Origin of the sequence: Brevundimonas sp. UBA6550 (genome assembly GCF_002434505.1) — a bacterium.
GTDB lineage: Bacteria > Pseudomonadota > Alphaproteobacteria > Caulobacterales > Caulobacteraceae > Brevundimonas.
The window spans coordinates 268036-292333 of record NZ_DJKE01000006.1 but is presented as its reverse complement, the minus strand read 5'-3'; the positions used below and the strand labels follow the sequence as shown (position 1 = coordinate 292333).

The following is a 24298-nucleotide window of genomic DNA, read 5'->3' as shown; positions in this document are numbered from 1 at the left end:
TCCTTTCCCTATGACCCCGGAGATTTCCGGGAGAGGGCGTCGAACTCTGTCGGTCCGATCGTCACCTCGGACACGACCATGACTCCAATAGCCCTTTATGGCGAGGGGTTATTTGATCTGACGCAACATCGTGATGTCATGTGCGACGCCGCCAGCGAGTGACTTTCGGCGCGCGGCGGGGTAGTCGCGCGCCATGTCCTCACTGACCTTCCCCGAAGAAGCCGCCAAGTCTTCAAGAACCCTCGCCGCCGAGGCGGCGAGGCGCCGGACCTTCGCCATCATCGCCCACCCCGATGCGGGCAAGACGACCCTGACCGAGCATATCCTCTTGGCGGGCGGCGCCATCCGTGCGGCGGGCGCCGTGCGGGCGCGGGGCGAGAACCGGCGGACCCGTTCGGACTGGATGAAGATCGAGAAGGAACGCGGGATTTCCGTCAGCGCCTCGGTCATGACGTTCGAGCACGACGGCAAGATGTTCAATCTGCTGGATACGCCGGGGCACGAGGACTTCTCGGAAGACACCTACCGCACCCTGACCGCCGCCGACTGCGCCATCATGGTGCTGGACGCCGCCAAGGGCATCGAGCCGCAGACGCTGAAGCTGTTCGAGGTCTGCCGCCTGCGCGACATTCCGATCATCACCTTCATCAACAAGCTGGACCGCGAGGCCCAGGACCCGATGGCCCTGCTGGACGACATCGCCTCGCGCCTGCAGCTCGACCCCGCGCCGATCTGGTGGCCGGCCGAGAGCGGCAACCGCCTGCGCGGCATGGTCGAGGTCGGGACCGGCCGGTTCCAGCCCTATACCCGCAAGGCCGCCGGTTCGGCCGAAGATCCCGAACACCCCGACGCCCTGCCGCTGGACCAGGCGGCGCAATACTTCGAGGCGGGCGAACAGGACGCCCTGGCCGAAGCCGTCGAACTGGTCGAGGGCGGTTATCCGGCGTTCGATCGTCAGGCCTTCCTGGAAGGCCATCTGACGCCGGTGCTGTGGGGCTCGGCCCTGCGCCACTTCGGCATCGACGAACTGCTCAAGGCCATCGGCGACTGGGCCCCCGCGCCCAAGGTCATGAAGGCCAGGAAGGAATCGCCGCCCGAGACCCGCAACGCCCCCGCCCCTGTCGAAACCGAGGTCGAGCCGGGATCGAACGAGGTCACCGGCTTCGTCTTCAAGGTCCAGGCGAACATGGACCCCAACCACCGCGACCGGATCGCCATGTTCCGCATGGCCTCGGGCGCCTTCAAGCGCGGCATGAAGCTGAAGGTGCAGAACACGGGCAAGTCGTTGTCGGTCAATGCGCCGATCATGTTCTTCGCCTCGGACCGCGAACTGGCCGACGACGCCTTCGCCGGCGACGTGATCGGCATCCCCAACCACGGCGTGCTGCGCGTCGGCGACAGCCTGTCGGAAAGCGGCATGGTGCGGTTCGCGGGCCTGCCGAACTTCGCGCCGGAAATCCTGCAGCGCGTGCGGGTCAAGGACCCGCTGAAGGCCAAACATCTGAAGAAGGCGCTGGAGGGCCTAGCCGAAGAAGGCGTGACCCAGCTGTTCCGGCCCGAGATCGGCTCGGACTTCATCGTCGGCGCCGTGGGCCAGCTTCAGTTCGAGGTCATGGCCGACCGTCTGGGCGAGGAATACGGCCTGGACGTCGTCTTCGAACCCAGCCCCTACGCTGAGGCCCGCTGGATCGGCGGCGCCGACGCCGACGTCGAGGACTTCAGCGGCAAGTACCGCCCGCAGATGGCCCGCGACATCGACCAGGCCCCGGTCTTCCTGGCCAAGTCGAGCTGGGAGACCGGCTATGTCGGCGAACGCTTCCCCAAGATCGCCTTCACCAAGACGCGCGAACGCGGCTGAGACGGAATGGGTCGCCTCACGGCGCCGCTTCGGACTTTATTCGGCCCCGCGTCTGGGCCATGGTCGGATGTCGGGCGCAATCGCGCCGGAGGACCGATGCCCTTGCTGTTCGCCCTAACCAGCGCCGCCCTGATGCTGCAGGCCGCTCCGTCCGTGGGGCTGGTCTCCTATGACGAGGCGGTGCGCTGCGCCGGGCTGACCCAGGCGGCGTCGGAACTGGAGGGCGGCGAGAGCGCGCAGGGGCGCCGGCTGTACGATGCGGCGCTTTACTGGTCCCTGGCGGCGATGCAGGCCGCGACCGTCGCCGGCAAGCCGGCCCCCGCCGCAGAGGCCGACCAGACCCGCGCCCGCATCGCCGCCGTGCGTCAGTTGAACGGCGACGCGGCGGAGGCCAGGGCGACCCTGCAACGCTGTCAGCAGAAGACGCCGAACCTGGGCTGACCGCTCCGCGACAACGGCTGGGGATAAGCCCGACCGAACCGCTTCGGCGGCGCTGCGTTTGCATTGGACGCCGCAAGAGACCCAGTCTGCGTCTCGAAGCGGGATTACAGAGGTCCAGCGCATGTTCGAATTCGGCCGCGATCTTCGAAAACTCTTCGCCCAGGCGCGAGAGAGCGAAGACCTGGGCTGGGTCGAGTTGATCGGCCCGGACCTGCTGCGGGCCGAGGCGCTGCGCGAATCCATCGACGCGGGCCGGGTGTCCTGCAACCGCCCGTTCGAGACCGAACACCGCGCCGCCGCCCTGTGGCGCGAACACGCCCGGCGGACGGGCGCCGCCGAAAGCCTGGATCGGGCGGACCGCTGCGCCGACAGCCTGTCCCGTTCCGCAACGACCGAGGATCAGGCGGCCCTGGCGGCGGCGGACGGCGCGGCGGCGGCGATGCTGCGGTTCGACCTGTGCGGCGAACCGCAGCGGCTGGACCGCGCCCTGGCCATTCTGGCCAGCCTTCATCGCCCGCGCAGCCGGCGTGTGGCCTCGATCCTGGCCGCGACCCAGGCCCGGCTGAAGGCGCGCACGGCGCGGCTGGCCGGAGACATCGACAGCCTGGCCGAGGCGGGCGGACTGATGGACGCGGCGGTTCAGGGCGATGCGGCTCAGGATTTGGATTTGGATTTGAGGATGGATCACGCCGCCCTGGCGCTGGAGACGGGCGTCGTGCGACGCGACGTGCGTCTGCTGGACCAGGCGGGCCGCAGCCTGGGCGCCCTGGTCGAGGCCGCCTCTCCCGACCATCGCCCGTTGACGCGCGCAAGGGCGCTGGCGTTGTGCGGCGCCGGGCTGTCCGCGCTGGCCGCCGTGGCGGGGCATGAGGCGGCGCGGGCCCAGGCGCGGACCATGTTCGACGCCGCCGCCGAACAGTTCACCCCCGATCACAGCCCTCTGGACTGGGTCGCCATCCAGATCCTGCGCCCCGGCGACGAGGCCCAGCCCCTGATGCTGCTGGCCCAAGCGGAAAGCCTGACCCAGGGCCGCGATCTGGTGCTGGGCGCTGTGGTGCGCGAGCGGCGGATCACCCGCGAGGTCGCCCTGGCCGAGGCGGTCGGCGATCTGGCGGCCCTGATGACGCTGGAGACGCGGCTGCGCGCGCGAATGCCCGAGGCGACGCCGCTGGACTGGTCCGCCGACCAGATCGGCATGGCCGAGATTCTGCTGGCGCGCCGGCGGCTGACGGGCGCCGCGACCGGCGGGCTGGGGCTGATCCTGGGCGAGGCGGCGGCGACGGCGCGCGAACGGGGCGTCGATGTTCTGGCCGAACGGGCCGAAGCCCTGCTGTCGAGCGCGCGGGCTTAACGCCCGCCTCAGCCGCCCATGGCGACGAAGGCCCCGTTCAGGAAACTGGGCTTGCCATAGCTCAGGCGCTGGCCGTCGTCGGCCAGGACGCGCCCGCCGGCCGCCTCCAGAACCGCCTGTCCCGCCGCCGTGTCCCATTCCGAGGTCGGGCCGGTGCGCGGATAGGCGTCGAACCGGCCCTCGGCGATCAGGCAGAACTTCAGCGAGGAATCGGTGCCCTGCCAGCGGGTGCAGCCGTGCCGGGCGGCCAGGCGCGCCGCCTCTTCGTCCGTGATGCTGTGGCTCAGCAGGGCAAGGCCTTCCTGCGGGCGGTCGCGCACGCGGATGGGACGCCAGTCCTCGCCGGCATGGGCCTCGCCGGCCTGAAGGGCGCCGAACTGACGCCGGAAGGCGCCGCCCTCGGGCCTGTCGGTGCGCCAGGTGGTCGAGGTCGCCGGCGCCGTCACCACGCCCGCGACCGGATAGCCGGCGTGCATCAGGGCGATGTTGACGGTGAAGGCCTCGCCTCCGCGCACGAAGCCGCGCGTGCCGTCCAGCGGATCGATCAGCCAGAACCAGTCCTCGGCAGAGGCGGGCGCGCCGCTTTCCGACACCGCCTCTTCGGCCACGGTCTGGACGCCGGGATAGGCGGCCGCCAGTCGCTCCAGGATCAGGGCCTCCGCCGCGCGATCCGCCTGGGTGACGGGGCTGTCGTCGGACTTGGTCTCGACCGCCGTGCCGGCCCGCCAGTAGGGCAGGATCAGCCGCGCGGCCTCCTCCGCGACCTCGGCGAGGGTCAGGGCCAGGGCGCCCGACTTCAGGTCGCGTTCGAGATCGGCGTGGGACGGAACGGGGGAGGCGGCGGTCGTCATGGGCGGGTCGATAGACCATCCGGGCGGTTCCATGAACCGGCAAATCACGTCACCTTCGCGCGCGACACGAACTGTGACCTGAGTGCTCCAGCCGCCATGACCCTGACCGACGACGCAGACGCCGCTCCGCTCGACCTTCCCGTCGACGGAACCGAACTGGCCACCTATGTCGCGGCCAAGCTGTGCCATGACTTCATCAGCCCGTCCGGCGCCATCGTCTCGGGCCTGGACCTGATGCAGGACCCGGCGGCGCAGGACATGCGCGACGACGCCCTGGCCCTGATCGAACAGAGCGCCCGCAAGATGGTGGCCCTGGTCCACTACGCCCGCGTGGCCTTCGGCGCGGCGACCACCAGCGAGCGGTTCACGGCGCGCGAGCTGGAGAGCCTGCTGGTCGGCATGACGCAAGGGGGACGCGCCACTCTGGACTGGCGCATCGCCGAGGGCGAGTTCTCCAAACCTCAGGCGCGGGCCCTGACCAACCTGGCCTATCTGACCGTCGGCGCCCTGCCGATGGGCGGCTCGGCGGTGATCCAGTCCCGGGTCGAGGACGGTTTTGTCTATCTGGAAGGGTTCGCGGAAGGATCGCGCGCCCGGCTGAAGCCCGAAGCGGCGGCGGGTCTGGCGGGCGAACGTCTGACCGAGGGGTTGGCGGGCCAGTGGATCCAGCCCTACTGGCTGTGGCTGACCGTGACCGAGGCCGGCGGCGCCCTGCACGTCAAGGTTGAGGACGGAAAGGTCGCACTGGTCGCCCGAATGCCCGCCTGAGGCCATTTCCAAACGACTCGTTAACTGGCATCAGCGCTATAATCCGCGCGAATCCAAGGGGCGAACCGCGCCGCAGCGTCGAGGAGAGGGCCATGAATTTTCGAACCTGCCTGATCGTCGATGACAGCCGCATCATCCGCAAGGTCGCGCGCCGGATCATCGAAGGCCTGGGTTATGAGGTCGACGAAGCCGCCGACGGCGCCGAGGCCCTGGCCTATTGCATCGGCGCCATGCCGGACGTTGTGCTGGTCGACTGGAACATGCCGGTGATGGACGGGATCACCTTCCTGCGCCGCCTGCGCGCCACCCCCGGCGGGGACCGGCCCAAGGTGCTGTTCTGCACCATCGAAACCCGCCCCAAACGGATCGCCGAGGCCCTGGCCGCCGGCGCCGACGACTATGTGATGAAGCCCTTCGACGGCGAAATCCTGCAATCCAAGCTGACGGAGGTCGGAGCGATCGCCGCATGACGCCGGACGATTTCGACAAGCTGCAGTCCCTTCTCGCCACCCGCGCCGGCTATCGTCTGTCGCGGGATCGCATCCATCTGGCCGAACATCGGCTGGGTCCTGTGGCGCGTCGGGAAGGCTACGGCAATGTCGAGGCGTTGCTGGCCAATCTGTGGGCCAATCCGGTCGCCTCCCTGGCCTGGTCTGTGATCGAGGTGCTGCTGAACGCCGAGACCTGGTTCCGTCGCGACCGCGCGCCGTTCCGCATACTGGAGGCCGAGCTGTTGCCGGCCCTGGCCAGGGCCCGCCCGGACGGCCGCGTCAAAATCTGGTCGGCCGGCTGCTCCACCGGCCAGGAAGCCTGGTCAATCGCCATGGCGGCGCTGGAGACCCACACCGCCGTCGATCTGATCGCCACCGACCTGTCGCAACGCGCCATCGAGAAGGCGCGTTCGGGCCTCTATACCGGCTTCGAGATCCAGCGCGGCCTGACGGCGCGGACCATGCTGCGCTGGTTCGAGCCGATGGAGGACCAGTGGATCGTCAAGGCCGAACTGGCCGATGCAGTCCGCTTCGGCCGCGCCAATCTGCTGGACGAACCGACCGACGATGCGCGCTTCGACGTCATCTTCTGCCGCAATGTGCTGGGCGACATGGAGCCGTCGCGGCGCGCACGGCTGCTGGACGGGCTGGAGCGGCGGCTGGTCGACGACGGCTGCCTGTTCCTGGGCGCCGACGAACGGCTGGAAGGCGAGACGGTGGCCTTCCGTCCGGTGAACGGCCGGCGGGGCCTGTACGTCAAGGCGCCGTCCGCCCTGCGCCGCGCCGCCTGAACCGCGCGACAGGCGCCGCCGTCGTCAGGCGGCGTGCAGTTCCTGCTTCACCCGTTCGGCCAGGGTCTTGATGTCCAGCGGCTTGGGCAGGAAGGACACGCCCGTCTCGTCCTGCAACAGGTCCGAGAAGTCGCTTTCGGCATAGCCGGAGATGAACATGACCGGCGCGTCGCCCAGATACTGTCGCGCCTTCTTCAGCAGCGACGGACCGTCCAGGCCCGGCATGATGACGTCGGAGATCATCATGTCGATCTGGCCCGCGTGTTCCTCGGCCAGCATCAGCGCCTCCTCGCCGTCCGCCGCCTCGATCACCTCATAGCCGCGCTGGCGCAGCAGACGGGCGGCGATGCCGCGCACGGCGTCCTCGTCCTCGACGAACAGGATGCGGCCGGCGCCCGACAGGTCGCGCGGCGCCTTCGCCTTGACCTCGACCGGTTGAACTTCGGCCAGTTCCGCCTCGCCGGCGGCGGGCAGGAATAGGCGGAAGGCGGCGCCAACAATCTTGGAGTCCGGCCCTTCCACATTGCTGACCGCGATATGACCGCCGGCCTGCTGAGCGATGCCATAGACGGTGGCCAGGCCCATGCCGGTGCCCTCGTTGACCGCCTTGGTGGTGAAGAAGGGCTCGAAAATCTTGTCCAGCAGTTCCGGCGGCACGCCGGGGCCGGTGTCGGACACCTCGATCAGGGCGACCTCGCTGGTCGGGGCGTCGGCCCAGCCCAGGCCGCGCGCCTCGTCCGCCGTCAGACGCCGGGTCGAGATGGTGACGACGCCCGCGCCCGGCTCGACCACGCCGCGCATGGCGTCGCGGGCGTTGACGGCCAGGTTCATCACCGCCGTCTCCAACTGGCTCTTGTCGGCCAGCACCACCGGAAGGTCGCGGCCGTAGTCGGTCTCCAGCCGCACGTCCTCGCGCAGCAGGCGGCGCAGCAGGATGGCGAACTCGCCCACCAGTTCGCCCAGGTCCAGCCGCTCGCGCCGCACCGTGGACTTGCGCGAGAAGGCCAGCAGTTTGCGCACTAGGTCGGCGGCGCGGATGGCCGTCTGGCGGATTTCGTTCAGCCCCTCGTAGGACGGATCGCCGACCGGATGGCGTTCCAACAGGCCCGACAGCTGAAGCTGGATCGCGGTCAGCAGATTGTTGAAGTCGTGCGCCACACCCCCGGCCAGCTGACCCACGGCCTGCATCTTCTGGGCCTGGTTGAGCTGAAGCTCCATCGACTTCTGGGACGAGACGTCGAACAGCCATATCCGCCGACGCTCGCCCTCCGGCGCCACATACAGATGCAGCATCTTGTCGGGATAGGCGCGCGCGACCAGTTCGATGGGCCCCGACGATCCGGCCGCCAGCTTGGCCCGCGCCTCGGCGACGCCGGGCGGATCGAACAGATGGCCAAAGGCGGCGTCGCGCGCCGCCGCGGGGCCGGTCAGGACCGCCAGGGCCGGATTGGCCTCTTCCGCCCGGCCGGCGAACAGGTCGTCGCCGCCGATGACGGCCGAGCCGAACGGCGCGCCGGCGGCCATGGCGCGCGCCTCTCCGGTCGCGGCGGCGACGGGCGAAGGCAGGTGGGCCGAGGCGATGGGCAGCACCGCGTCCGGCGCCGCCCGCATCAGGAACCGCCCCTCGGCGACCCGGCCGATCACCACCTCGACCTCGCGCTGGCCGATCAGGACGATGGCGCGACCCGGCTCGCCCTTCCGCGCCTGGGCGAAGGCCATATAGAGGGCCTGGGCCGACTTGCCGCGCGGCAGGGCGGTGGTGGAGCCATTGGCCTCGGCCCAGGCGGCGTTGAACGCCAGAATCTGGCCTGAGTCCCACACCAGGGCCGCCGGTTCGGCCATAGCGTCTAGCACCTCAATGGCTGCGTCGCTATTGGGGCGCGCACCGGCGGCGCGGCGAAACCCGAACAGGCCGATCAGCGCGATCATCCCCACCGTCAGGATCAGCACCAAACCCGGCGCCGAGACCGGATTGTCACGAAACGCCGGATAGGCCAGGGCCGCGATCGCCACGACGACGCCGAACGCCATCACGGCGGACAACAGATCGAACGGGGAGCGGCGGGTGGACGTCATACGGCCTCGCGAATCAAGGGTTTCATCATACGCTCAAATCCTGACGCACCCTTACCGGCGTGCGCGGGACTGGAAGACGAAGCCGATGATCTTGGCGGCGGCGTCGAAATGCTCGCGCGGAATGACTTCGTCCACATCGACGGTGGCGTAGAGGGCGCGGGCCAGGGGCACGTTCTCGACGATGGGGACATTGTGTTCGGTCGCGACCTCGCGAATGCGCAGGGCCAGGGCGTCGACGCCCTTGGCCACGCAGATCGGCGCCCCGTCGCCCTGATCCGGCTCGTAGCGCAGGGCGACCGAATAGTGGGTCGGGTTGGTGACGATGACGGTGGCCTTGGGCACATTGGCCATCATCCGCTGGCGGCTGCGCTGCATACGGATCTGCTTCAGCTTGGCCTTGACGTGGGGATCGCCCTCGGACTGTTTGAAGTCTTCCTTCAGCTCTTCCTTGGTCATCCGCATCCGCTTGGCGAAGCGCATCTTCTGCCAGATGAAGTCCGCCCCCGCGGTCGCGCCCAGCAGAATGATGGCCGCGACGAACAGCGAGATCGCCATGTCGCGCGCCAGCGGCAGGATGGCCAAGGGGCTGACGGCGACCAAGTTCTCGAACTCGCGCGCATGGGGCTTCAGCACCATCCAGCAGACCAGGCAGACGGCGACCAGCTTCAGGAAGGTCTTGAGGAACTGCACCAGGCCGTCGGGACCGAAGATCCGCTTGAACCCCTGCATCGGACTGACCGCCGACCATTTGGGCTTCAGCTTCTCGGCGGTGAAGATCAGGCCCGATTGCGCCAGATTGCCCCCGGCCCCGCCGATGATGGTGGCCAGCATCACCGCCCCCAGGAACGGAGCGACGGCCCAGACGGCGCGCACCATGATCTGATTGCCCGCGCCCGAGTTCAGCGTGCCCAGCATCTGATGCGGGGCGGCGATGAAGGGCAGCATCTGCTCGGCGATGGACGAGGCGAACCAGCCCCCCGCCATCAGGATCACCGCCGCCGCCCCCGCCAGGGACAGAACCTGGGCGACATCGGGCGATTTGGCGACGTCGCCCTTCTTTCGCGCGTCCTCAAGCTTTCGCGGGGTCGCCTCTTCGGTTTTCGATTCGGGATCGGCGCCTTCAGCCACCGGCGCCTCCGAACACGAAATACTCAGCCAGACGGCGGTAGCGGTCGATGAAGACGGCGCCCAGCGCCCCCAGGCTCAGGGCGAAGATCGACAGGCCCAGGATGACGCTGAGCGGGGCGGCGGCGAAATAGACCTGAAAGGCCGGCATGACCCGCGCCACCAGACCCGAAGCCAGGTTGAAGATCAGGGCGAAGACCAGCACCGGCGCGGCCAGCTGAACCCCCAGCATGAAGCTGTCGCCCAGGGTGCGCACCGCCATCTGGGTGAAGTCGGCCATGATCAGCGGCTTGGCCGGGGCGATCAGCTGATAGGAGCCGACGATCCCGGCGATGAACAGGTGGTGGGTGTCGGTGGCGAACAGCAGCGTCACCCCCAACAGGGTCAGGAAGGCGGCGATGGTCGTGCCCGGCTGGGCCTGCATGGGGTTGGCGGTCTGGGCGAAGCTGAGCGTGGTCTGCAGCGACACGATCTCGCCCGCCGTCGACAGGGCGGTCATGAACATGCGCAGCAACAGGCCGATCATCAGGCCGACCACCACCTCGCGGATGATCCAGCCGACCATCAGGCCCAGACTGTCGGGCAGGCCCGGCAGGGCGTCGCGCACCACCGGCCACAGGGCCAGGCTGATGACGAGCGACAGCGACAGCCGCACCCGCGGCGGCACATAGGCCTCGCCGAAGCCGGGGATCAGCATCAGGATCGCCGCGACCCGGGCGAAGATCAGCCCCCCGGCCCAGACCTGATCGGCGGTCGCCCACGAATCCATGTCTAGAGGCCGTCCACTACATCCCCGCGATGCGGGCCGCGATCTGACGCATGAAGCCGCCCAGCAGCGCCCCCATCAGCGGCAGGAACAGGATCAGCGAAACGAAGATGGCGATGATCTTGGGCGCATAGATCAGGGTCTGCTCCTGAATCTGCGTCAGGGCCTGGAACAGGCCGATCACCACGCCGACCACCAGCCCGACCAGAAGGACCGGCAGGCACAGCTGGATCGTCAGCCAGATGGCGTCACGCCCGACGTCCAGAACTTCCGCGCCGTTCATCGGCCCACTCCAGCAACTACTGGGCAGAAAATGCCGACAGGATGGTTAACAGGCCGCTAACCAACGCTTGATCGTCGCAGCCTCTCCCCTTCCGTTTCGCTTGTGGCTATGTAGCCGCCATGACCGACGCCCGATCCCCGAAAGTCTCCCAGGCCGACGCCGAAGCCGCCGTGCGCACCCTGATCGAATGGGCCGGCGACGACCCCGCGCGCGAGGGACTGCTGGAAACCCCCGCCCGCGTGGCGAAAAGCTATCGCGAGCTGTTCCAGGGCTATGAGGTCGATCCCCTGTCCTATCTGGAGAAGACCTTCGAAGAGACGGGCGGCTACGACCAGCTGGTGGTGCTGAAGGACATCCGCTTCGTCAGCTTCTGCGAGCATCATATGCTGCCGGTCGTGGGCAAGGCCCACGTCGCCTATCTGCCGACCGACCGGGTCGTGGGCATCTCCAAGCTGGCGCGCGTGGTGCGCGGCTTCGCGCGGCGTCTGCAGATTCAGGAGAAGATGACGTCGGAGATCGCCGAAGCCATCCAGACCGTGCTGCGCCCGCACGGCGTCGGCGTGGTCATCGAGGCCGAGCATAGCTGCATGACCCTGCGCGGCGTCAATGCGCCGGGCGCCAGCCTGTCGACCAGCCACCTGATCGGCGTCGTGCGAGACGACCCGCGCACCCGCGAGGAGTTCCTGCGGCTGGTCAGGGGCTGATCTTCCCTTAAGGCGTGCATTGGCGCCGCCCTTGCGTCGAAAGGACCAAAAGGAGGCGCTGACGATGCCCTGGTCCCTGGTTTCGACCCGCAATGAGACAGTTCGGATCGCGCGCGGCGGCTGGCTGGACGCCCTGCGTTTCATCGTGGCCTTCCTGATCGTCCTGCACCACTTCCAGGCGGCCGGACCCGCGCCGCTGGCCCACGTCGTCAATCCGATCTTCGAACGCGCCGGCTTCCTGCTGACCAACTTCTTCCTGATCGACAGCGGCTATGTGCTGATGCGCGTCTATGGGGCGGCGGTGGACAAGGGCCGGATGTCGCCGGGCGACTTCTTCCTGAAGCGGTTCCTGCGCGTCGTGCCCGCCCATCTGATCATGGGCCTGTCCCTGGTCGGGCTGGTCCTGCTGGCGACGGCCGCCGGCGCGCCGCCGCGCAATCCCGAATGGTTCGCCTGGGATCAGTTGCCGGCCCAACTGCTGCTGCTGCAATCCTATGGGGTCCATGGCGGCTTGGGCTGGAATGCGCCGACCTGGTCGATCTCGGCCCTGATCGGCTGCTACCTGGCCTTCCCCTGGATCATTCGCGGCCTGATGCGGCTGGGGCCGTGGTCGGCGCTGGCGATGGGCGTCGGCGTCTATCTGGTCGCCAACCAGCTGTGCTGGGCCTTGCTGGGCTATCCCGTCTATCAGATGCCGATGGGCTACGGCATCGTGCGCGCCCTGCCCCTGTTCTTCCTGGGCATGTGCCTGGCCTGGTTCGCCCAGAAGGTCTGGGTCGCGCCGCGTCTGGCCGGCTGGGCCGGCGTGCTGGCCGCCGTGGGCTTCTTCGCGCTGGAGCTTCACGACAAGCACGCCCTCGTCGCCCTGGCGCTGATCTCGATCATCATCCTGGCCGCCGGCGCCGTGCCGGTGAAGCGCCCGTCCAAACTGGTCGAGACCGCCGCCATGGTGTCCTTCTCGATGTTCATCTCCAACGAGGTGGTCCGCATCGCCTGGTTCGGCGTGGTCAATGCGCTGGAGGCCCGCTTCGCCCTGCCGGTCGCCGCCCAATGGGGCCTTTGGGGCCTGGGGGTCGCGGCGGCGGTCGGCTTCGCCTTCGCCTTCCACTTCGCCATCGACAATCCGATTCAGGTCCGCATCCGACACTGGCTGAAGCGGCGCAGCGCCCGTCGCGGCCAGCGTCAGCCTAAACTCGGGCCGGTCATCTCCATCGACGGCTGATCCTGCTTGAAGAGCGGCGATCCTCGACCAAAGTCGCTCTCTCCAGCCGCCTCCCTCTCGGTCAATGTCGGCGTCCACGCATCCTGAAGGATGTGCAGAACGGCCGATAACGGCGACTTGGGAGGAAATGGATCATGGGAACCGACGCACCCATTGCGTCCGGGGACGGGGAGCACACGGTCGATCGCAGCGATCGGCTGGTCATCCTCGCCTCGTCGGTCGGCACCGTCATCGAGTGGTACGACTTCTATCTTTACGGCTCGCTGGCGGCGATCATCACCGTCCAGTTCTTCTCGGGCGTCAACGAGACGACCGGCTACATCTTCGCCCTGATGGCCTTCGCGGCCGGCTTCGCCGTGCGTCCGTTCGGCGCCGTGGTCTTCGGACGGCTGGGCGATCTCTGGGGGCGCAAGAACACCTTCCTGGTGACCATGCTGCTGATGGGCCTGTCGACCTTCGTGGTCGGCCTGTTGCCGCCCTATGCGGTCATCGGCATCGCGGCGCCGATCATCCTGGTGCTGATGCGCCTGATCCAGGGCCTGGCCCTGGGCGGCGAATACGGCGGCGCGGCCACCTACGTCGCCGAGCACGCCCCGCAAGGCAAGCGCGGCTTCTACACCTCCTTCATCCAGATCACCGCGACCGCCGGCCTGGTGCTGAGCCTGCTGGTGATCCTGGGCGTCCGTTACAGCGTGGGCGAGGAAGCCTTCGCCGCCTGGGGCTGGCGCATTCCCTTCCTGGTCTCGATCCTGCTGCTCGGCGTCTCGCTCTGGATCCGCCTGAAGCTGGCCGAAAGCCCGTCGTTCAAGAAGATGAAGGCCGAGGGCAAAGGCTCCAAGACCCCGCTGAAGGACAGCTTCGGCAAATGGCCGAATCTGAAGCTGGTGCTGATCGCGCTCTTGGGCCTGACCGCCGGCCAGGCCGTCATCTGGTACACGGGCCAGTTCTACGCCTTGTTCTTCCTGGAACGGGTCATGAAGGTCGACGCGACCCTGGTCTATGTGCTGCTGACCATCGCGCTTCTGGCCGCCTCGCCCTTCTTCATCTTCTGGGGCTGGCTGTCGGACAAGGTGGGGCGCAAGCCGATCATCCTGGCCGGCTGCCTGCTCGCGGCCCTGACCTATTTCCCGCTGTTCAACGCCCTGACCCAGGCCGCCAACCCGCGCCTGGCCGCCGCCGCCGCCTCGGCGCCGGTCGTGGTCTATGCCGATCCGGCGGACTGTAACCTGCAGTTCGATCCGGTCGGCAAGACGGTGTTCAACCACTCCTGCGACGTGGCCAAATCCTATCTGGCCAAGGCGGGCGTGACCTACGCCAACGAGGCCGCCCCGGCCGGCACGGTGGCCCAGGTCCGCATCGGCGATCAGGTCGTGGTCCCCAGCTTCCGCGGCGACGCCATGGCCCCGGCCGACTTCGCCGCCCAGAAGAAGACCTGGGACAAAAGCCTGGGCGAGGCCCTGACCGCCGCCGGCTATCCGGCCAAGGCCGACAGCGCCCTGGTCAACAAGCCGATGGTGGTGATGATCCTGTTCATCCTCGGCTTCTATGTCACCATGGTCTACGGGCCGATCGCGGCGGCTCTGGTCGAGATGTTCCCGACCAACATCCGCTACACCTCCATGTCCCTGCCCTATCACATCGGCAACGGCTGGTTCGGCGGCTTCCTGCCCACCACCGCCTTCGCCATCGTGGCGGCGACGGGCAATATCTACTCCGGCCTCTGGTATCCGATCGTGGTGGCGCTGGGGACGGTCGTTCTGGGCTTGCTGCTGGTCAAGGAAGGCAAGGACGTCGATCTGAACGCCTGATCCTGCTTTCAGGCGGAACGAGGGGCGGGTCGTCGAAAGACGGCCCGCCTTTCGCTTGTGAAACACCCCCTGCCCGGTTCAGATGCCCCCATGTTCAGCCTGACGATCCTCGGCCTGGTCGCCGCCTATATGGCGGTGCTGTTCGCCGTCGCCTGGCATCAGGAACGTCCGGCGGCCAGGGCGCGCGGCAAGGGCCTGGGGCCGTCGGTCTACGCCCTGTCGCTGGCGATCTACTGCACCTCCTGGACCTATTATGGCGCGGTCGGCACGGCGGCGCGCGACGGGTGGGAATATCTGCCCATCTATATCGGGCCGGTGATCGGCCTGACCCTGCTGTTCCCGCTGTGGCGGCGCATCGCGGCGGCGGCCCGGCGCGAGAACGTCGGCTCCATGGCCGACTTCGTGGCCTCCCGCTATGGCAAGAGCCAGACCCTGGGCGCGGCCGTCACCGTGGTCGCCATCCTGGGGTCGCTGCCCTATATCGCGCTGCAGCTGAAATCGCTGTCGATGGCGGGCGCCCTTCTGACGGCGGGCACGCCGGTCGCGGGGTCCGAGCGGCTGACGGTTCTGGTGCTGGCCGGGGTGCTGGCCTTCTTCGCCATTCTGTTCGGCGCGCGGCGGCCCGATCTGACCGAGCACAATCGCGGCCTGATCCAGGCCATCGGTCTGGAATCGATGGTCAAGCTGGGCGCCCTGCTGTTCGTCGCCGTCTTCGCCTTGGTCCTGCTGCTGAACCAGGGATCGCCGGCGCGTATCGCGCAGGGGCTGGGCGCCCTGGCCGCCCCGCCGGACGTCACGCCGCGCTTCACCGCCATCACCCTGGTTTCGACCCTGGCGATCTTCTGCCTGCCGCGTCAGTTCCACGTCGCCTTCGTGGAGGGGGCCCAGCCGTCGGACGTGCGGCGGGCGCGCTGGATCTTTCCCCTCTATCTGATGCTGACCAGCCTGGCGGTCCTGCCGCTGGTGGCGGCCGGCGCCCTGTTCGCGCCCACGGTGAACCCCGACCTTCTGGTGCTGGCCCTGCCGTTCCAGCGCGGCGAGACCCTGCTGACCGCCATCGTCTTCGTGGGCGGCTTCTCGGCGGCGACCGCCATGGTGATCGTCGAGGCCGTGGCCCTGTCGGCCATGGTGTCCAACAGCCTGATCCTGCCCTTCCTGGCGCGCGACCGCTGGCGGATGCGCGGCGACGCCTCGGACATGGCGGGCACCATCCTGCAGGTGCGGCGCGGGGCCATCGTCGCGGTCCTGCTGCTGGCGTGGCTCTATTATCAGGCGACCGACCAGTCGCACGGTCTGGCGGCCATGGGGCTGGTGTCCTTCGCCGCCCTGGCCCAGCTGGCGCCCGCCCTGTTCGGCGCGGTCCTGTGGCGTGGCGGCCATGCCCAAGGCGCGCTGGCGGGCATGGCGGCGGGGGTCCTGGTCTGGATCATGATGCTGGCCCTGCCGCAACTGGCGCCGGGCGCGCCCTGGCACATCTATGTCATGCTGGGCATCGAGGACCCGTTGGCGCTGGGCGTCTTCGTCAGCCTGGGGCTGAACCTGACGGCCTATGTCGGGGTGTCGCGTCTGGCCCAGCCCCGGCTGATCGACCGGGTTCAGGCGCGCGCCTTCGTGGATCGGCTGGGGCCGGACTGGATGGAGGCCAAGCCCGCGCCGTCGGGGGCCTCCGTCGGCGACCTGCGCGCCCTGGTCGCCCGCTTCATCGGCGACGAAAGGGCTGAGCGCGCCTTTTCCGCTTGGGGCAGGGAAACCGCCGCCCGCCTGCGCGACGCCGACCCCGCAGACGCCGCCCTGGCCCGCGCGGCGGAGCGGATGCTGGCCGGCGCCATCGGCGCGGCCTCGGCCCGCCGGGTCATCTCCGCCGCCCTGGCCGGGGTCGGCCGCGCGCCTGAGGACGTGGTGCGGATGCTGGACGAGGCGTCCCAGGCCGTCCAGTTCAACCGCGACCTGTTGCAGACCACGCTCGACAATATCGACCAGGGCGTGATCGTGGTGGACGAGGATCTGCGCGTCACCGCCTGGAACCGGCGCTATGTCGCCATGTTCGACCTGCCCGTCGGCTTCGTACACGTCGGCCTGCCCATCGCCAACATCTATCGGCTGAACGCCGAGCGCGGCGAGAGCCCCGACGACATCGAGGCCTGGGTCGAACGCCGGCTGGAGGCGCTCAGCCGCCGCATCCCCCACGACCACGAACGCCAGCAGCCGGACGGCCGGGTGCTGCGCTCATCCGGCGCGCCCATCCCCGGCGGGGGCTACGCCACCAGCTATACCGACATCACCGCCCTGCGCCGCGCAGCGCGTCAGTTGGAAGAGGCGAACGAACGGCTGGAGGCGCGCGTCGCGGACCGCACCGTCCGGCTGGACGAGGCGCGTCAGGTCGCCGAGGACGCCACCGCCTCCAAGACCCGGTTCCTGGCCGCCGCCAGCCACGACCTGCTGCAACCGCTGCACGCCGCGCGCCTGTTCATCGCCGCACTCAAGGAGGAGCCGGCGCTGGAAGATCCCGCCAGCCGCACCCTGGCCGTCAACGCCGACCGCGCCATCGACAGCGCCCACCGGCTGCTGACCGCCCTGCTGAACCTGTCCAAGCTGGAGGCCGGCGGGGTGCGGACCAATGTGACCCGGGTGTCCCTGGGCGGCCTGTTCGACGATCTGCGGCGCGAGTTCGCGCCGGTGGCCGAGGCCAAGGGTCTTTGCCTCACCCTGGCGCCGACGCGGTTGTGGGTGACGTCGGATCGCGACCTGCTGCGCTCCATGCTGCAGAACCTGGTGGCCAACGCCATCCGCTACACTGACCGGGGCCGGGTTCTGGTCGGGGTGCGGCGGCGCGGCGAGACGGTGCGGCTGTTCGTCTGCGACACCGGGCGCGGCATACCCGAGGCGCAGCAGGAGACGGTGTTCAACGAGTTCGTGCGGCTGCCCGGCGCGGCGGTGGACGAGCCGGGCGCGGGCCTGGGCCTGGCCATCGTCAAACGCCTGTCCAGCCTGCTGGACCATCCGCTGTCGCTGACCTCGGACCTGGGGGCGGGCGCGACCTTCCGCATCGACCTGAAACGCTGCGCACCGGATGTGGTCGCCGAGATCGCGCCGTCGCGAGACGTGCGCCTGCCGCTGGCGGGGCTGAGGGTGCTGTGCGTGGACAACGAGCCAGTGATCCTGGATGCGTTGAACGCCCTTCTGACCCGCTGGGGCGCGCGACCGACGCTGGCGGCCAGCGTCGAGGCGGCCATGGCGTCGCCGGGGCCGTTCGACGCCGCCGTGGTCGATCTTCATCTGGGCGACGGGCCGGAAGGTTTCGCCGTGATCGACTGGCTGCGCCCCCACGGCGTACGCCGCATCGCCCTGGTCACCGCCGATACGCGCGACGGGCTGAACGAACAGGCCACGGCCGCCGGGGCCGTCCTGCTGCCCAAGCCGATCAAGCCGGCGGCGCTGAAGGCCTTTCTGTCCAGTTGATCACAGCGGATCCATCTGTTTGGCCAGGATGACCGCCTGGGTGCGGTTGTGGACGCCCAGCTTTCTGAACACGCTGGTCAGATGCGCCTTGATGGTGGCCTCCGAGACGCCCAGGTCGAAGGCGATCTGCTTGTTCAGCCGCCCCGCCTTCAGCCCTTCCAGAATGCGCAGCTGAGAGGGCGTCAGGCTGGCCACCCGTTCGGCCAGGTCGTCGCCCTCGGCCTCGGGCACGTCCGGCGCCCAGCCGTCGCCGGCCAGGATGGCGGCGATGGCCTCGACCATCTGCGGCAGGGCGGTGGACTTGGGGATGAAGCCGGCGGCGCCCAGACCCAGGGCGTTTCGCACCACCGCCGCCTCCTCGCTGGCCGAGACCACCGCCACGGGCGCGGCCGGATGTTCGGCCCGCAGCGCCGCCAGGCCCGCCATCCCCTCGCTGTCCGACAGTTTCAGATCCAGCAGCAGCAGATCGACCGGCCCCGCCTTCAGCGCGGCCCGCGCCTCGGCCAGGCTGGCGCACTCGATCACCTCCGCGCCCGGCGCGGCCTTGTCGACCGCCGAGCGCAGGGCGGCGCGGAACAGGGGATGGTCGTCGGCGACGACGATGCGATCCATAGCGTCCTTCCCCTGGGGCGTCCTTCCCCTGCGCGGCGTCTGATCGGCCGCGTCGTCGCCACCATGGCGCCGTTCGACTTTGGTCGAAACTAGACCAATGGCCAATGGTCTGGCGAGGACATAGGCGGAAAGCTGGGATCAGGGACGCCTGCGGAGACGGGCGCGGAGGATATCAGCATGACCAGGACCACCCTTTTCGCGGGCGCCGCCGTCGTCGCCCTGTTGGCCGCGCCCGGCATGGCCTCGGCCCAGTCCAGCCAGGCGGCGCTGGAGGCCCGCATCGCCCAACTAGAGGCCGAGCTGAACGCCCTGAAGGGCGAGGTCGTCGCCGCCCGCACCCAACAGGCCGCCCAGGCCCAGGACATCATTCGCCTGGAGACCCGCCCGGCCGCGCACGCCCCGGTCCAGCAGGCTGCGGCGCCGGCGTCGCCCGGCGAGGGCTTCCGCATCGGCGACCACACGGTCAAGTTCGGCGGCTTCGTCAAGGTGGACGCCTACGCCAGCCGCTATTCCGGCGGCGATCCGGTCAATGGCGACGCCCTGCGCGAGTTCCACATTCCCGGCTCCATCCCCATCGGCGGCTCCAAGGAAGATACGGCGACCGACTTCAACGCCCGCCAGACCCGCTTCTGGCTGACCACCGACGGCATGGTGGGCGGCCACAAGATCGGCACGCGGATGGAGATGGACTTCCAGACCCTGCCCGGCGCCGGCGATCAACGCACCACCAGCCCGGCCAACCCGGCCCTGCGCCGCGCCTTCGTCACCATCGACAACTGGCTGATCGGCCAGGAGTGGACCAACTTCCAGAACACCGCCGTCCTGCCCGAATCCGCCGATTTCATCGGCGCGGCCGAGGGCACGGTCTTCGCCCGTCAGGTCCAGGTCCGCTACACGCGCGGTCCCTTCTCGGTCTCGGTCGAGAACCCCGAGACGACCGTGACCCCGTTCGGCGGCGGCGCGCGCATCGTCGCCGACGACAACAGCCTGCCGGACTTCACCGCCCGCTATGCGGTGTCGCGGCCCTGGGGCGATGTCCAGGTCGCCGGCCTGCTGCGCCAGCTGAAGTATCAGAACCCGGCGACCAGCATCGATTCCACCGCGACCGGCTGGGGTCTGTCGGCCTCGACCAAGATCAAGGTCGGATCGAAGGACGATCTGCGCCTGATGGTGACCGGCGGCGAGGGCATCGGCCGCTATGTGGGGCTGAACTTCTCCAACGACGCGGTGCTGAACGCCTCGGGCGATCTGGACGCCATCGGCGTGGTCGCCGGCTTCGCCGCCTATCGCCACGTCTGGGCGCCCGGCTGGCGCTCCAGCCTGATCTGGTCGGCGCAGAAGGTGGACAACGATGTCGCCTTCACCGGCCTGTCCGCCAACCGATCGGCCCAGAGCCTCCACGCCAACTTGATCTGGTCGCCGGTTACGGCGTTTGATGTGGGGGCCGAGCTGATGTTCGCGGATCGCGAGATCGAGACCGGCGCCAGCGGCGACATGACCCGTCTGATCCTGTTCGCCAAATACGGATTCTGATTTCCCCCGGAGACGCCTTTCGTGCCTGATCTCGACCTCTATCCCGTCCCCGCCGACTGGGCCGCCAAGGCCCATATGAACCGGCAGGCCTATGAGGCCGCACGGGTCGCGGCGCGCGAGACCCCCGAGGCCTTCTGGGCCGAACAGGCCCGGCGGCTGGACTGGATCACCCCGCCGACAAAAATCAAGGACGTCTCGTTCAGGAAGGAAGACTTCCGCATCCGCTGGTTCGAGGACGGGGTGCTGAACGTCTCGGCCAACTGCATCGACCGCCACCTGCCCCACCGCAAGGACGAGACGGCGATCATCTGGGAAGGCGACGATCCCGCCGACAGCCGCCGCATCACCTATGGCGAACTGCACGCCGAGGTGTGCCGCATGGCCAATGTGCTGAAGGCGCATGGGGCCAAGAAGGGCGACCGCATCACCCTTTATCTGCCGATGATCCCCGAGGCCGCCTACGCCATGCTGGCCTGCGCGCGGATCGGCGCGATCCATTCGGTGGTGTTCGGCGGCTTTTCGCCCGACAGCCTGTGCGGCCGGATCGAGGACTGCGGCTCCAACCTGGTCATCACCGCCGACGAGGGCCTGCGCGGCGGCAAGCACGTGCCGCTGAAGGCCAATGTCGACGAGGCGCTGAAGAAGGTGAAGGTCGACACCGTCCTGGTCGTGCGTCGCACCGACCGCGATGTGCCGATGACCGAGGGCCGCGACTTCGACTATGGGCTGGAGGCCGCCAAGGTCGGCGCCGACTGCCCGCCCGAGCCGATGAACGCGGAGGACCCGCTGTTCATCCTCTACACCTCGGGTTCGACGGGTAAGCCCAAGGGCGTGCTGCACACCACGGGCGGCTATCTGTTCTGGGCCGCCTGGACGCACGAGATCGTCTTCGACTATCGCCCCGGCGAGGTCTTCTGGTGCACCGCCGACGTGGGCTGGGTCACGGGCCATTCCTATATGGTCTATGGGCCGCTGGCGAACGCGGCGACGACCCTGATGTTCGAGGGGGTGCCCAACTATCCCGACGCCGGCCGGTTCTGGCAGGTGGTGGACAAGCACAAGGTCGAGATCTTCTACACCGCCCCCACGGCCCTTCGCGCCCTGATGCGAGAGGGCGACGCGCCGGTCAAGGCGTCCTCGCGCGCCTCGCTGCGGCTGCTCGGCACGGTGGGCGAGCCGATCAACCCGGAAGCCTGGCGCTGGTATCACGAGGTGGTCGGCGACGGCCGCTGCCCCATCGTCGACACCTGGTGGCAGACCGAGACGGGCGGCCATCTGATCACCCCCCTGCCCGGCGCCACGGACCTGAAGCCCGGATCGGCCACCCTGCCCTTGCCGGGCGTCGAGCTTGAGATCGTGGACGCCGAGGGTCAGCCGATGGAGGGCGCCGTGTCCGGCAATCTGTGCATCACCGACAGCTGGCCGGGCCAGATGCGCACCGTCTATGGTGACGACCAGCGCTTCTTCGACACCTATTTCTCGACCTATCCGGGCCGGTATTTCACCGGCGACGGCTGCCGTCGGGACGCGGACGGCTATTACTGGATCACCGGGCGGGTGGACGACGTCATCAACGTCTCGGGCCACCGGATGGGCACCGCAGAGGTCGAAAGCGCCCTGGTGCTGCACGACGATGTCGCCGAGGCGGCGGTGGTCGGCTTCCCCCACGACATCAAGGGCCAGGGCATCTACGCCTATGTCACCCTGAACAAGGGGGTCGAGCCGACCGAGGCGCTGCGCAAGGCCCTGATCGCCCAAGTCCGTCAGGAGATCGGCCCCATCGCCGCACCCGACGTGATCCAGTGGGCGCCGGGCCTGCCCAAGACCCGGTCGGGCAAGATCATGCGGCGCATCCTGCGCAAGATCGCCGAAAACGAGATCGGCGCGCTGGGCGACACCTCCACCCTGGCCGATCCGTCGGTGGTGGACGATCTGGTCAAGAACCGCGCCGGGGCGTGACGCGGGGTTTCAACGCAGGGGCATAGAGGCCTATCAGGGGCGATCCTGACGCCTATCGAGCCTTGCCCATGCGCCGTTTCCTGTCCCGCCTGCCGATCGACAACTATCTGCTGGCCCTGATCGGCATGGTGGTCCTGGCGGCGCTTCTACCCGCCAGCGGACAGGCCGCCGTGGTCATGGACTGGGTGGTCAAGGCCGCCATCGCCCTGCTGTTCTTCCTGTATGGCGCGCGGATGTCGCCGGCGGCCATCGGCGCGGGCCTGCTGCACTGGCGGCTGCAGGGCACGGTCTTCCTGTCGACCTTCCTGCTGTTCCCGCTGCTGGGGCTGGGGCTGGTCTTTTTGATGCGGGGATCGCTTCAGCCCGACCTGCTGACGGGGATGCTGTATCTGTGTCTGCTGCCGTCCACGGTGCAGTCGTCCATCGCCTTCACCTCCATCGCCGGCGGCAATGTCGCGGGCGCCCTGACCGGCGCCAGCCTGTCGAACCTGCTGGGGGTGATCGTGACGCCGCTGCTGGTGGCCCTGCTGATCGGCGGCGCCGGTGGAGGCATCCATCTGCAGTCCATCCTCGACATCGGTCTGCAGATCCTGGCGCCGTTCGCGGTGGGCCAGCTTTGCCGGCCGCTGCTGAAGGACTGGCTGGGCCGCCACGCCAAACTGACCGGCCTGGTGGATCGCGGCTCGATCCTGCTGATCGTTTACGCCGCCTTCAGCGAGGGGGTGGTCGCCGGCGTCTGGTCCCAGGTCGCGCCGATGGACCTGGCCAAGGTGATCGGCCTGAACGTCATGCTGCTGGCCATTGTTCTGAGCCTGACGCTGTTCATCGGCCGGGCGCTGCGGTTCGACCGCCCCGACCGGATCGTGATCCTGTTCTGCGGCTCGAAAAAGAGCATGGCCACCGGCATTCCGATGGCCGGCATTCTGTTCGCCAGCGCCTCGGTCCCGCTGATCGTCCTGCCGATCATGCTGTTCCACCAGATCCAGCTGTTCGCCTGCACCATCATCGCCCAGCGCTATGCGCGAGAGAATGCGGCGCGCGCGGCCGGCCCCATCCACCCTTGAGCCATGCCCGGCCTTGGGCTAGACCGCCCTCAGGCCATCGCGGGCATGATGTAGTGGTAGCCTGAAAGCTTCCCAAGCTTTTCGTGCGGGTTCGATTCCCGCTGCCCGCTCCAGCCGCCGCGACGCGCCGCCGATCCGGTCGACGCGCCGCCCGGCCTCTGGCCTCACTCCACCGCTTCGACCGTGACGCCGCGCTTGGCCAAGATGGCCTGGACGCTGTCGTCGCCCGCCAGGTGCCCGGCGCCCACGGCGATGAAGGCGGCGCCGGAGCCCTGCAGCATCGTCTGGATCTGGTTCGCCCAGTCGGTGTTCCGGTCCACCAGAATGGACTGGTACAGGGCCGGCGAGGCGTCCTTCATCTCCTGGACCATCACGCGGCTAAGGACGTCCACGTCGCCCCTGGCCCAGGCCGAGACCATTTCGTCCAGCTTGGTCGCCGCGTTCTCGTAGTCCTTCAGCGTCTCGCGCAGAAAGACCAGTTGCACGTCGTCGGGCAGGCCGGCCAGGATGCCGATCTGCTTGTCGATGGTCTCGAAGCCGTGGATCGGCTTGCCGGCCGCTTCGGCGCGCGCCTTCAGCACCAGTTCCACGCCCGACTTGGGATCGTAGCCCGCCTTGACCAGCGGGGCGACCGACAGGGTCAGGGCCGCCAGCCACGGCCGATAGTTGTCCATTCTGACAGCGTCCGAGCCGACGCTTTGAGCGGCATTGCCGAACAACGTCAGTTCGCCAGTCGTCAACGCCGTTGCGTTTCGATAGGTCGGCGATAGGCCGTATTGCTGCATCAGCGGCACAATGGCCGCTTGGTCGTCGGGATTGCTGATCTCGAACCAGATGTCCGAGGCGCTGTCGAAGGCGGCCTGGACGCGCGGACTGGCCCAGCCCGTGGTCGGGCGCAGCACATGGACCGAGCCGAACAGATAAAGGGTGGAATCGGCGTCCTTGATCACCCACAAGGCCGGCCCCTGGCCCTGGATCGGCGCCGGGGCGGCGGCGGGCGCGGCCGGCTGGGCCTGGGCAAGGGCGTCGGCCGGCGCGCCGGCGATGGCGGCGAACAGGGCCAGCCCCCCGGCCACGCCGACGGCGCCGCGGGCAAGGGTGGAGACGGAGGATCGAAGGCGGGCGGCGAAGGTCAT

The 24298-nt window shown here is 68.8% G+C and carries 20 protein-coding genes and 1 tRNA gene; 14 read left to right on the top strand and 7 right to left on the bottom strand.

Annotation, left to right across the window (positions count from 1 at the left end; translation table 11 throughout):
• Window positions 1-193 precede the first annotated feature (193 nt).
• The 3 genes from B3Z70_RS07440 (at window position 194) to B3Z70_RS07430 (ending at window position 3650) form a co-directional block, all read left to right on the top strand.
• The gene (locus B3Z70_RS07440; RefSeq protein WP_292022696.1) at window positions 194-1858 is read left to right on the top strand and encodes a peptide chain release factor 3; all 1665 of its coding nucleotides are present in this window, start codon (window positions 194-196) and stop codon (window positions 1856-1858) included.
• A 102-nt stretch (window positions 1859-1960) separates the two neighbouring features.
• Window positions 1961-2299: a hypothetical protein gene (locus B3Z70_RS07435; RefSeq protein ID WP_292022698.1), complete on the top strand. Its 339-nt coding sequence runs from the start codon at window positions 1961-1963 to the stop codon at window positions 2297-2299.
• Window positions 2300-2420: 121 nt separating this feature from the next.
• Window positions 2421-3650 (top strand): hypothetical protein, encoded by a 1230-nt coding sequence (locus tag B3Z70_RS07430; RefSeq protein WP_292045260.1) that lies wholly within the window; start codon window positions 2421-2423, stop codon window positions 3648-3650.
• 8 nt (window positions 3651-3658) lie between these two features.
• Here B3Z70_RS07430 and cysQ read toward each other — a convergent pair whose 3' ends face one another.
• On the bottom strand, window positions 3659-4501 hold the full coding sequence (cysQ, locus tag B3Z70_RS07425) for a 3'(2'),5'-bisphosphate nucleotidase CysQ (RefSeq protein WP_292019387.1): 843 nt from the start codon (window positions 4499-4501) through the stop codon (window positions 3659-3661).
• Between the two features lie 96 nt (window positions 4502-4597).
• Between cysQ and chpT the strand changes: the two genes are divergently transcribed.
• From chpT to B3Z70_RS07410, 3 genes are all read left to right on the top strand, one after another.
• A complete protein-coding gene (gene chpT / locus B3Z70_RS07420; protein ID WP_292019389.1) occupies window positions 4598-5269 on the top strand; it encodes a histidine phosphotransferase ChpT in 672 nt (223 codons plus the stop codon).
• Window positions 5270-5361: 92 nt separating this feature from the next.
• The gene (locus B3Z70_RS07415; protein WP_292019391.1) at window positions 5362-5739 is read left to right on the top strand and encodes a response regulator; all 378 of its coding nucleotides are present in this window, start codon (window positions 5362-5364) and stop codon (window positions 5737-5739) included.
• Window positions 5736-6551, top strand: a complete 816-nt coding sequence (locus B3Z70_RS07410) for a CheR family methyltransferase (protein ID WP_292019393.1) — start codon at window positions 5736-5738, stop codon at window positions 6549-6551. Before B3Z70_RS07415 ends, B3Z70_RS07410 begins: the two co-directional genes overlap by 4 nt.
• 24 nt (window positions 6552-6575) lie before the next feature.
• Here B3Z70_RS07410 and cckA read toward each other — a convergent pair whose 3' ends face one another.
• Genes cckA through fliQ form a run of 4 tightly spaced genes read right to left on the bottom strand, consistent with a single transcriptional unit; the run spans window position 6576 to window position 10801 of the window.
• The gene (gene cckA, locus B3Z70_RS07405) at window positions 6576-8627 is read right to left on the bottom strand and encodes a cell cycle histidine kinase CckA (protein WP_292045259.1); all 2052 of its coding nucleotides are present in this window, start codon (window positions 8625-8627) and stop codon (window positions 6576-6578) included.
• 51 nt (window positions 8628-8678) lie between these two features.
• Window positions 8679-9755 (bottom strand): flagellar biosynthesis protein FlhB, encoded by a 1077-nt coding sequence (gene flhB / locus B3Z70_RS07400; protein WP_292023554.1) that lies wholly within the window; start codon window positions 9753-9755, stop codon window positions 8679-8681.
• Window positions 9748-10521 carry a flagellar biosynthetic protein FliR gene (gene fliR, locus B3Z70_RS07395; RefSeq protein ID WP_292023552.1) on the bottom strand — a complete coding sequence of 258 codons (774 nt, stop codon included), beginning with the start codon at window positions 10519-10521 and terminating at the stop codon, window positions 9748-9750. The genes flhB and fliR overlap by 8 nt, the downstream gene beginning before the upstream one ends.
• Before the next feature lie 16 nt (window positions 10522-10537).
• Window positions 10538-10801 (bottom strand): flagellar biosynthesis protein FliQ, encoded by a 264-nt coding sequence (gene fliQ, locus B3Z70_RS07390; RefSeq protein ID WP_017505641.1) that lies wholly within the window; start codon window positions 10799-10801, stop codon window positions 10538-10540.
• Between the two features lie 119 nt (window positions 10802-10920).
• Here fliQ and folE point away from each other — a divergent pair, with 119 nt between their 5' ends.
• From folE to B3Z70_RS07370, 4 genes are all read left to right on the top strand, one after another.
• Window positions 10921-11505 (top strand): GTP cyclohydrolase I FolE, encoded by a 585-nt coding sequence (folE, locus tag B3Z70_RS07385; RefSeq protein ID WP_292023550.1) that lies wholly within the window; start codon window positions 10921-10923, stop codon window positions 11503-11505.
• Between the two features lie 64 nt (window positions 11506-11569).
• Window positions 11570-12727 carry an acyltransferase family protein gene (locus B3Z70_RS07380; RefSeq protein WP_292023547.1) on the top strand — a complete coding sequence of 386 codons (1158 nt, stop codon included), beginning with the start codon at window positions 11570-11572 and terminating at the stop codon, window positions 12725-12727.
• A gap of 134 nt (window positions 12728-12861) precedes the next feature.
• Window positions 12862-14535: an MFS transporter gene (locus tag B3Z70_RS07375; RefSeq protein WP_292023545.1), complete on the top strand. Its 1674-nt coding sequence runs from the start codon at window positions 12862-12864 to the stop codon at window positions 14533-14535.
• A 90-nt stretch (window positions 14536-14625) separates the two neighbouring features.
• The gene (locus B3Z70_RS07370) at window positions 14626-17994 is read left to right on the top strand and encodes a hybrid sensor histidine kinase/response regulator (RefSeq protein WP_292045257.1); all 3369 of its coding nucleotides are present in this window, start codon (window positions 14626-14628) and stop codon (window positions 17992-17994) included.
• Here the strand turns inward: B3Z70_RS07370 and B3Z70_RS07365 are convergent, their stop codons facing one another.
• Window positions 17995-18606, bottom strand: coding sequence for a response regulator (locus B3Z70_RS07365; RefSeq protein WP_292019985.1), 612 nt, complete (start codon window positions 18604-18606; stop codon window positions 17995-17997). It lies immediately after the preceding gene.
• 177 nt (window positions 18607-18783) lie between these two features.
• On the opposite strand from B3Z70_RS07365, the gene B3Z70_RS07360 reads away from it, so the two are divergent.
• The 4 genes from B3Z70_RS07360 to B3Z70_RS07345 all read left to right on the top strand — a co-directional run bounded on the left by B3Z70_RS07360 (window position 18784) and on the right by B3Z70_RS07345 (window position 23275).
• Entirely contained in the window at window positions 18784-20139 is a 1356-nt protein-coding gene (locus B3Z70_RS07360) for a DcaP family trimeric outer membrane transporter (protein WP_292019987.1), read from the top strand.
• A gap of 21 nt (window positions 20140-20160) precedes the next feature.
• Window positions 20161-22098 (top strand): acetate--CoA ligase, encoded by a 1938-nt coding sequence (gene acs, locus B3Z70_RS07355; protein WP_292045255.1) that lies wholly within the window; start codon window positions 20161-20163, stop codon window positions 22096-22098.
• 68 nt (window positions 22099-22166) lie between these two features.
• Window positions 22167-23162 (top strand): bile acid:sodium symporter family protein, encoded by a 996-nt coding sequence (locus B3Z70_RS07350; RefSeq protein ID WP_292019993.1) that lies wholly within the window; start codon window positions 22167-22169, stop codon window positions 23160-23162.
• A gap of 39 nt (window positions 23163-23201) precedes the next feature.
• Window positions 23202-23275: transfer RNA gene (locus B3Z70_RS07345), tRNA-Gly, on the top strand.
• 51 nt (window positions 23276-23326) lie between these two features.
• Here B3Z70_RS07345 and B3Z70_RS07340 read toward each other — a convergent pair.
• Window positions 23327-24298 (bottom strand): TraB/GumN family protein, encoded by a 972-nt coding sequence (locus B3Z70_RS07340; RefSeq protein ID WP_292045253.1) that lies wholly within the window; start codon window positions 24296-24298, stop codon window positions 23327-23329.

Coding starts and splice junctions, on each gene's coding strand:
- B3Z70_RS07440 (WP_292022696.1), top strand. CDS start 194: ATGTCCTCACTGACCTTCCCCGAAGAAGCCGCCAAGTCTTCAAGAACC.
- B3Z70_RS07430 (WP_292045260.1), top strand. CDS start 2,421: ATGTTCGAATTCGGCCGCGATCTTCGAAAACTCTTCGCCCAGGCGCGA.
- cysQ (WP_292019387.1), bottom strand. CDS start 4,501: ATGACGACCGCCGCCTCCCCCGTTCCGTCCCACGCCGATCTCGAACGC.
- chpT (WP_292019389.1), top strand. CDS start 4,598: ATGACCCTGACCGACGACGCAGACGCCGCTCCGCTCGACCTTCCCGTC.
- B3Z70_RS07415 (WP_292019391.1), top strand. CDS start 5,362: ATGAATTTTCGAACCTGCCTGATCGTCGATGACAGCCGCATCATCCGC.
- B3Z70_RS07410 (WP_292019393.1), top strand. CDS start 5,736: ATGACGCCGGACGATTTCGACAAGCTGCAGTCCCTTCTCGCCACCCGC.
- cckA (WP_292045259.1), bottom strand. CDS start 8,627: ATGACGTCCACCCGCCGCTCCCCGTTCGATCTGTTGTCCGCCGTGATG.
- fliR (WP_292023552.1), bottom strand. CDS start 10,521: ATGGATTCGTGGGCGACCGCCGATCAGGTCTGGGCCGGGGGGCTGATC.
- fliQ (WP_017505641.1), bottom strand. CDS start 10,801: ATGAACGGCGCGGAAGTTCTGGACGTCGGGCGTGACGCCATCTGGCTG.
- folE (WP_292023550.1), top strand. CDS start 10,921: ATGACCGACGCCCGATCCCCGAAAGTCTCCCAGGCCGACGCCGAAGCC.
- B3Z70_RS07380 (WP_292023547.1), top strand. CDS start 11,570: ATGCCCTGGTCCCTGGTTTCGACCCGCAATGAGACAGTTCGGATCGCG.
- B3Z70_RS07375 (WP_292023545.1), top strand. CDS start 12,862: ATGGGAACCGACGCACCCATTGCGTCCGGGGACGGGGAGCACACGGTC.
- B3Z70_RS07370 (WP_292045257.1), top strand. CDS start 14,626: ATGTTCAGCCTGACGATCCTCGGCCTGGTCGCCGCCTATATGGCGGTG.
- B3Z70_RS07365 (WP_292019985.1), bottom strand. CDS start 18,606: ATGGATCGCATCGTCGTCGCCGACGACCATCCCCTGTTCCGCGCCGCC.
- B3Z70_RS07360 (WP_292019987.1), top strand. CDS start 18,784: ATGACCAGGACCACCCTTTTCGCGGGCGCCGCCGTCGTCGCCCTGTTG.
- B3Z70_RS07350 (WP_292019993.1), top strand. CDS start 22,167: ATGCGCCGTTTCCTGTCCCGCCTGCCGATCGACAACTATCTGCTGGCC.
- B3Z70_RS07340 (WP_292045253.1), bottom strand. CDS start 24,298: ATGACCTTCGCCGCCCGCCTTCGATCCTCCGTCTCCACCCTTGCCCGC.